6 protein-coding genes are annotated in these 8,245 nt (G+C 75.3%); 2 read left to right on the top strand and 4 right to left on the bottom strand.

What is annotated here, in order from left to right; translation table 11 throughout:
- Positions 1–21: 21 nt before the first annotated feature.
- Positions 22–477, top strand: coding sequence for an Lrp/AsnC family transcriptional regulator (locus AB0F77_RS40455; protein WP_361958893.1), 456 nt, complete (start codon positions 22–24; stop codon positions 475–477).
- On the opposite strand, the gene AB0F77_RS40460 is transcribed toward AB0F77_RS40455, so the two are convergent.
- From AB0F77_RS40460 to AB0F77_RS40470, 3 genes are all read right to left on the bottom strand, one after another.
- Entirely contained in the window at positions 474–3,470 is a 2,997-nt protein-coding gene (locus AB0F77_RS40460; RefSeq protein WP_361958896.1) for an SMC family ATPase, read from the bottom strand. The two genes, AB0F77_RS40455 and AB0F77_RS40460, sit on opposite strands and share 4 nt — an antisense overlap.
- Positions 3,467–4,630, bottom strand: coding sequence for an exonuclease SbcCD subunit D (locus AB0F77_RS40465; RefSeq protein WP_361958898.1), 1,164 nt, complete (start codon positions 4,628–4,630; stop codon positions 3,467–3,469). Before AB0F77_RS40465 ends, AB0F77_RS40460 begins: the two co-directional genes overlap by 4 nt.
- Before the next feature lie 127 nt (positions 4,631–4,757).
- A complete protein-coding gene (locus AB0F77_RS40470; RefSeq protein WP_361958901.1) occupies positions 4,758–5,384 on the bottom strand; it encodes a YigZ family protein in 627 nt (208 codons plus the stop codon).
- A gap of 117 nt (positions 5,385–5,501) precedes the next feature.
- Here AB0F77_RS40470 and AB0F77_RS40475 point away from each other — a divergent pair, with 117 nt between their 5' ends.
- Entirely contained in the window at positions 5,502–7,463 is a 1,962-nt protein-coding gene (locus AB0F77_RS40475) for an amino acid transporter (protein WP_361958904.1), read from the top strand.
- 17 nt (positions 7,464–7,480) lie between these two features.
- Here AB0F77_RS40475 and AB0F77_RS40480 read toward each other — a convergent pair whose 3' ends face one another.
- Positions 7,481–8,023 (bottom strand): histidine phosphatase family protein, encoded by a 543-nt coding sequence (locus AB0F77_RS40480; protein WP_361958907.1) that lies wholly within the window; start codon positions 8,021–8,023, stop codon positions 7,481–7,483.
- Positions 8,024–8,245 lie beyond the last annotated feature (222 nt).

An 8,245-nucleotide genomic window follows, 5' to 3' on the forward strand; every position in this document is an offset into this window, starting at 1 on the left:
AATCCCTGGTATCCCTCGCCCATGACCGTGTTTTCCCCGGATGCCGTCGATTGGCGCATCCTCGACGTCCTCCAGCGGGAGGGCCGGGCCAGTTTCGCCGAGCTGGCGCGGGCGGTGTCGATGTCGCCGAGCGCGGTGACCGAGCGGGTGCGCCGCCTGGAGGAGGCGGGGGTGATCCAGGGGTACGCGGCGGTGGTGGACCCGGAGCGGCTGGGGCTGCCGATCCTGGCGTTCGTGCGGCTGCGGTACCCGCACGGCAACTACAAGCCGTTCCACGACCTGGTGGCCGCGACGCCCGAGATCCTGGAGGCGCACCACGTGACGGGCGACGACTGCTTCGTCATCAAGGTCGCCGCCCGCTCGATGCGGCACCTGGAGGAGGTCTCCGGTCGGATCGGGGCCCTCGGTTCGGTGACGACGAGCGTCGTGTACTCCTCCCCGCTCCCCCACCGCCCACTGGGCACCACGGGCGGCTAGCCGACGCCCCGGTGCCGTACCGCGGAGCCCGAGCGGTGTTTCACCAGCTCCAGTTGGGCGTGGACGCGGCGGCGCAGGTCGGCGACGTGGCTGACGATGCCGACGCTGCGGTCCCGTTCGCGGAGCGCGTCGAGGACGTCGAGGACCTCGTCGAGGGTCTGGTCGTCGAGGCTGCCGAAGCCCTCGTCGATGAAGAGCGTGTCGAGGCGCACCCCGCCGGCCTCGTCGGTGACGACGTCCGCGAGGCCGAGGGCGAGTGCGAGGGACGCGAAGAACGTCTCGCCGCCGGACAGGGTCGACGTGTCCCGTTCGCGGCCGGTCCAGGCGTCCACGACGTGCAGTCCGAGCCCGCTGCGACCGCGGCCGGTGCGGTCGTCGGAGTGGACGAGGGTGTAGCGGCCGGCGGACATGAGGCGCAGCCGGGCGGTCGCGGCGGCGGCGACCTGTTCGAGGCGGGCGGCCAGGACATAGGACTCCAGGCGCATCCTGCGTTCGTTGTCCGCCGAGGTGCCCGCGGTGAGGGCGGCGAGGCGGGCCACCCGCTCGTACTCCTCGCGCAGCGGGGCGAGGCGTCGTACGCCGTCGGCCGCCTGCGTGGAGAGCCGGTCGAGTTCGGCGCAGCAGCGGGCGGCACGGTCGCGTGCGGAGGCGGCGTCGCGCAGCCGCTGGGCCGCCTGCGCCGCGTGGCGTTCGGCCGTGTCGGGGTCGGCGGGGGGCCGCTGGGCGGCCGCCGCGGTGTCGGGTTCGGCGAGCGCCGCGCGGACGGCGGCCTCCTCCGACTGCCAGGCGTCCAGGCGCCGTTGGAGGTCGCGGTGGGCGGCGTCGTCGAGGAGGGCGGCGGCCGCGTCCCGGGGGGTGCCGAAGCCGGCGCGGTAGGCGGCGTCGGCGAGGCGGGCGTCGGCGTCCTTGAGGCGCTGGGCGGCGTCCTCGGCGGCGCGCGCGGCGTCGGCGGCGTCGGTGAGCAGGGCGACGTGCCGCTCCAGTTGGGCGGCGCGCGCGGCGACCCCGCCCGCGCTGCCCCGGGCCCGCGCCAACTCCTCCTCCAGGGCGGCCCGTTCGCCCTCCAGGGCGTCACGTCTTGTGACGCGGGCGGCGGCGCGTACGGCGGCCTGCTGCCGGGCGGCGAGACGGCGTTCGCGTTCGTGCTCGCCGCCGCGCAGCTCCTCGCGGGCGGCGTGCAGCGCGGAGGCGTCGCGGCGGGCCGAGGCGTGGCGCAGCTCCAGCTCCTCGGCCTCGGCGGCGAGCCGGGCGGTGGGGGTGTCGCCGGCCTCGGCGGTGGCGGCGGCCAGGGCCTCGCGGACGACGCCGAGGCGCCGCTCGTCCTCGGCCCGCCGGTCCTCTGCGTGCTGGTGGGCGGCCTGGGCGCGTTCCTCGGCCGCCCGGTCGACGTGTCCCTCGACCTTGCGGGCGGGCGCGGGGTGTTCGGTGGCGCCGCAGACGGCGCAGGGTTCGCCGTCGGTGAGGTGGGCGGCGAGCTCGGCCGCGATGCCGCTGAGGCGCTGTTCCTTGAGGTCGAGCCAGTGGGCGCGGGCGGTGAGGGCGCGCTCCTCGGAGGCGCGGGCCCGGGTGCGGGCCTCCTCGGTGTCGCCGGCCAGCTGGTCGCGCAGCCGGGCGGCGTCGAGGCGACGGCGTGCGGGGTCGCGCTGGACGGCGAGCTGTTCGGCGCGGGTGGCGGCCTCCTGCGCGGACTCGACGCGGGACTGGAGCGCCGTACGGGTGGTGTCCCAGTCGGCGAGCCAGGTCTCGGCCTCGCGCAGCGCGTCCTCGTCGGCGCGTTCCTGCCGGTCCAGCGCGGTCCGTTCGGCCACGAGCGCGGCGAGCCGCTGTTCGGCGCGGCGCGCGGACTCCAGGGCGCCCAGTTCCTCGGCGGCGCGGCGGGCGGCGGCGGCGAGGCCGGCCGGGCCGGCGTCGGCGAGGGGGGCGGGCAGCGGGCCGCGCGCGCGGGCGTCGGCGGCGGCCGTCCTGGTGTGCTCGGCCTCGGCGGCCTCCCGCAGCTCCAGGGCCGGCGCGACGGCCTCGGCCTTGCGGGCGCGCTCCATGCGGGCCCGCGCCTCCTGGTGGGCGCCGGACCGCTCCTCCAGGAGCGCGGCCCGCTCCCGCGCCTGTGTGAACCGCCGTTGCAGCCGGGCCAGTTCGCGTACGTCGGCCAGGGCACGGTCGGCGGCGGCGTGGGCGGACTCGGCGGCGGTGAGGCGGCAGTGGGCGAGGGTGAGGCGTTCGCGGGCGGTGCTGCGGGCGACGGCGGCGGCGCCGAGGACGGCTTCGGCCAGGCCGGGGTCGCCGGGGGCCAGTTCCGGCACCTCCATGGCGTCGCCCGCCTCCTGCTCCATGCGGTGGGCGTCGGCCAGCAGCGCGGCGTCCCCCTCCCGCACCAGGGACTCGGTCGTGCGCCGGCGTTCGGCGAGCCGCTTCTCGACGTCGGCGAAGCGCCGGGTGTCGAAGAGGCGGCCGAGGAGCCTGCCGCGGGCCTCGGCGTCGGCGCGCAGGAAGCGCGCGAACTCGCCCTGGGGCAGCAGGACGACCTGGCAGAACTGTTCGCGGCTCATGCCGAGCAGCTGGGTGATCTCCTCGCCGGTCTCCTGGTGGGAGCGGCTGAGGTCCTTCCAGGTACCGGCGGTCGCCCGGTACTCGCGCAGCCAGGTCTGGGCCTTGTCGACCGTGGTTCCGGGCCGCCCGTTCTTCTTCGGGCGCTCCCACGGGGGCTGCCGGGTGATCTCCAGCCGGCGTCCGGCGACGGTCAGTTCGAGGCGCACCTCGGTGCGGGTGCCCGGGTCGGCGTGGTCGCTGCGCAGTCCGGGGCCCTGGGCGGTCTGCCGGGCTCCGGGCACCGAGCCGTACAGCGCGTAGCAGACGGCGTCCAGGACGGACGTCTTGCCGGCGCCGGTCGGGCCGTGCAGCAGGAAGAGGCCGGCGGCGGAGAGGGCGTCGAAGTCGACCGTCTGCGTGTCGCCGAAGGGGCCGAAGGCGGTGAGGTCCAGGCGGTGCAGTCTCACCGGGCGCCCTCCCGGACCGCGTCGTCCGCGCGCGCGGCGTCGAACGCCTCGCGCAGCACGGTCAGTTCGCGCTCGTCGGGTCCCGCGCCGCGGACGTGGGCGACGAAGTCCCGCGCGATCTCCTCGTCGCTGCGGCCGGCGAGGCGCCGGGCGTAGGACAGGCCGGGTTCGTCCGGGGTGTGCTCGGGGGCGAAGACGAGGCTGAGCGTGTGCGGGAAGCGGGCGGTGAGGCGGGCCATGGGGTCGGCGGGGCGGACCGCGTCGGTGAGGGTCGCCTCGACCCAGGCGTCCTCGTGGCGGGTCAGCTCGGGGTCGGCGAGCAGGTCCTCCAGGGTGCCCCGGACGCGGGCGAGGGGGCGTGGCACGGGGCAGTCGACGCGCTCGGCGGTGACGGCGCCGTCGGCGGCGAGGTCGACCAGCCACATGCCCTTGCGGTGGCCGGCCTCGGAGAAGGAGTACGGCAGCGGGGAGCCGGAGTAGCGCACGCGCGGGGTGAGGGTCTGGCAGCCGTGCAGATGGCCGAGCGCGACGTAGTCGACGCCGTCGAAGACGCCGGCCGGGACGGAGTCGACGCCGCCGACGGTGATGTCCCGTTCGCTGTCGCTGGGCTCGCCGCCGGTGACGAAGGCGTGGGCGAGGACGACGGAGCGGGTGCCGGGGGCGCGGGCGGCGAGGTCGGCGCGGACTCGGTCCATGGCGGCGGCGAGCACGCTCTCGTGGCTCGCCCTCTCGGTGCCGAACTCGTCCTTCACCAGGGCGGGTTCGAGGTAGGGCAGGCCGTAGAGGGCGACGTCGCCGTGGGCGTCGGCCAGGACGACGGGGGTGCCGGCCGCGGCGGGTTCGGTGCGCAGGTGGATGCCGGCGCGTCCGATGAGGCCGGCGCCGACCCCGAGGCGGCGGGCCGAGTCGTGGTTGCCGGAGATCATCACCGTGGGCACCCCGAGGTCGGCGAGGCGGTGCAGGGCGTCGTCGAACAGCTCGACCGCGGCAAGCGGGGGCACCGCGCGGTCGTACACGTCTCCCGACACGACCACCGCGTCGACCTCGCGCTCGCGCGCGGTCGTGACGAGGTGACCGATGAACTCGGCCTGGGCACCGAGCATGTTCACCCGGTGGAACGCCCGGCCGAGGTGCCAGTCCGACGTGTGCAGAAGTCTCATGATCCCCGAGACTAACGGCCGGGTCCGACATCACGGGCGGTCACTCCCGTATCGGTCCGTCACGGGCCCCGCGATACCCGCCCGGTGCACGCACCTCGTCCCGGTTCATACCGTTTGGCCCCGTCCGTCAGGCGTCGCCGTACGCCTCCCCGCCCAGTTCGAACACCGCCGTCCCGGCGGTGGCGTCGGCAAGCCAAGCGCGGAAGGCGTCCACGTCGGCGTCCGGCAGGCCGATCTCGATGGTGACCGCCTCGTCGTAGCGGACGTCCCTGACCTCGCGGCCGGTGGCGCGCAGGTCGTTCTGGACCTTGCCCGCGCGCTGGTGGTCGACGGTGACCGTGGCGAGCCGGAAGCGGCGCCGGGTGAGGGTGCCGACCGCGTCCAGGGCCTCGCCGACCGCTCCCCCGTACGCCCTGATGAGGCCGCCCGCGCCGAGCTTGACCCCGCCGTAGTAGCGGGTGACGACCGCGACGACGTACCGCATGTCGCGGCGGAGCAGCATCTGGAGCATGGGGACGCCGGCGGTGCCGCCCGGTTCGCCGTCGTCACTGGCCTTCTGGACCGCCGCGTCGGCGCCGATGACGTAGGCCCAGCAGTTGTGCGTGGCGTCGGCGTGCTCCTTGCGGACGGCGGCGACGAAGTCCTGGGCCTCCCGCTCGGTGGCCGCCGGGGCGAGCGCGCACAGGAAGCGGGAGCGGTTGACCTCGGTCTCGTGCACACCCGCGCGGGCGACGGTGCGGTACTCGTCCTGCATCCGGCCAGCCTAGGCGGCACCCTGGGGTCGCCCGCCGGCGAGGTGCGGGTCACCATGTGGGGAACGCGCACCGGCCGTCGCCCGAAGGACCGTCGTGACCCGAGAACGCAGCACTGTATGACCGGCACTCCGGCCCCGGGCGCGCGTGGGGGCTCACGGCTGCGGGCGTGGCTGCTGGAGGGGCTGAGCGAGCAGACGGCCCGCCATCCCGGCCCGCACCGCACGCCGCACCCGGAGCAGAAGGGCCACCGCTGGTGGCGGGTGATGTGCCTGACCGGTGTGGACTACTTCTCGACGCTCGGCTATCAGCCGGGCATCGCGGCCCTCGCCGCCGGACTGCTGTCGCCCCTGGCCACGCTGGTGCTGATCGGGCTGACGCTGCTGGGCGCGCTGCCGGTGTACCGCCGGGTGGCGCACGAGAGCCCGCACGGCGAGGGCTCGATCGCCATGCTGGAGCGGCTGCTCTCGTGGTGGTCGGGGAAGCTGTTCGTCCTGGTGCTGCTGGGGTTCGCGGCGACCGACTTCATGATCACGATCACGCTGTCGGCGGCGGACGCGGCGGCCCACGTGGTGGAGAACCCGTTCGCGCCTGGCTGGACGGACGGCGGCAACACCTGGATCACGCTGGTGCTGGTGGGGCTGCTCGGCGGGGTGTTCCTCAAGGGCTTCCGGGAGGCCATCGGGATCGCGGTGGTGCTGGTGGCGACGTATCTGACGCTGAACCTCGTGGTGCTCGCGGCGGCCGCCCGGCAGGTGGTCGCGCATCCGGTGGACGTGGCGGACTGGACGCGCGCGCTGAGCGCGGACCACTCCTCGCCGCTGGCGATGGTCGGCGTGGCGCTGCTGGTGTTCCCGAAGCTGGCGCTCGGCATGTCCGGGTTCGAGACCGGGGTGGCGGTGATGCCGCAGGTCAAGGGCGATCCCCGGGACACCTGGGAGAAGCCGGCGGGCCGGATCCGGGAGACCCGGCGGCTGCTGACCACGGCCGCGCTGGTCATGAGCTGCTTCCTGCTGCTGTCGAGCCTGGCGACGACGCTGCTCGTCCCGCAGCGGGACTTCGCGAGCGGGGGCCCGGCGAACGGGCGGGCGCTGGCCTATCTGGCGCACGCGTACCTGGGGTCGGTCTTCGGGACGGTGTACGACCTGTCGACCATCACGATCCTGTGGTTCGCGGGGGCGTCGGCGCTGGCCGGTCTGCTGAACCTCGTGCCGCGTTATCTGCCGCGCTACGGGATGGCGCCGGAGTGGACGCGGGCGGTGCGGCCGCTGGTCCTGGTGTTCCTGGTGACCGCCGTGCTGATCACGCTGTGGTTCCACGCGAGCGTGGACGCGCAGAGCGGGGCGTACGCGACGGGTGTGCTGGTGCTGATGCTGTCGGCGGCGTTCGCGTCGACGGTGGCCGTGCACCGGCGGGGGCGGCGGCGGGCGACGGCCGGTTTCGCGGCGATCACGGCGGTGTTCGCGTACACGCTGGTCGCGAACGTGGTGGAACGGCCGGACGGCATCAAGATCGCGTCCATCTTCATCGTGGCCATCGTGGTGACGTCGGTGGGTTCCCGGGTGCACCGGGCCTTCGAGCTGCGGGCGGCGGAGGTCGTGCTGGACGAGGAGGCGCGGCGGATCGTGGACGACGCGGCGCGCTCGGGCCCACTGCGGCTGATCGCGAGCCCGCCGGACCGGCGGAGCGCGGGCGGGTACCGGGCCAAGGAGGCGGATCAGCGCCGGCACACGTACATCCCGCGCGGCGCCGGGCCCGTGCTGTTCCTGGAGGTGTCCGTGCGGGACTCCTCCGACTTCACGGCGGACGTCACGGTGCACGGCGTGCGGCGGGAGGGCGTGCGGCTGCTGCGGGCGGCGGGGCCGACGGTGCCGAACACGATCGCGGCGCTGCTGCTGGCGCTGCGCGACCGGACCGGGAGCGTTCCGCACGCGTACTTCGACTGGACCGAGGGCAACCCGGTCGGCAACCTGGTCCGCTTCCTGGTCTTCGGGGTGGGCGAGGTGGCCCCGGTCACCCAGGAGGTCCTGCGCCGCGCGGAACCGGACCGGAGTCGCCGGCCGTGGGTGCACGTGGGCTAGGCCGCGCCGGGTGACCTTCAGGGCTTCTTGCCGCGGGGGACCGTCATGGACGTGAGGAGGGCGGTGCCGGGGGCGAGGGCGATCCAGCCGGGGCCGTGCCAGTCGAGTACGGCGATGGCGGAGGTGGGGAACTTCGCGCGGACCGCGTCCAGGGCGTCGTCGAGGGCGTCCCCCGCGAGGTCGAGCACCAGCTCCTCCAGGCCGGGGTTGTGGCCGACCAGCAGCAGGGTCTCCACCTCGGCGGGCACCTCGCGCACGACGTCGAGGAGCTCGTCCGGGCCTGCCCCGTAGAGCCGCGGGTCGTGCCGTACGGGTGGCGGGGTGCCCCACTCGGCGGAGGCGAGCTCCCAGGTCTGGCGGGCGCGTACGGCGGTGGAGCACAGGGCGAGGTCGGGCAGGCAGTCGGCCTCGGCCAGCGCGCGGCCCGCGGCGGGGGCGTCCCGGCGTCCGCGCGGGGCGAGGGGCCGCCGGTGGTCCGCGACGCCCTCGGGCCAGGCGGACTTGGCGTGCCGCAGCACGACCAGCCGCCGCAGCGGCCCGCCTCCGGCACGGGCGCTCACGCCGAACTCCCCGGGTCCCGACCCGAACGATCACACCACACGCAACCAACCCCCTCTGCCACACCACCGTACGACTCCACCAGACAACACAGCAGCCCCACCGCGGGACGGACGATCACGCCAGGCCCCCCCCGGGGGGGTGCCTCTATGTCTTTCGTCAAGCGAGGCGTGGGGTTCTGGGTTCGTAGAAGGTGCCGTCGCGGAGCATCGCGAACAGCACGT

It is taken from the genome of Streptomyces sp. NPDC026672 (genome assembly GCF_040638185.1).
Lineage (GTDB): Bacteria > Actinomycetota > Actinomycetes > Streptomycetales > Streptomycetaceae > Streptomyces.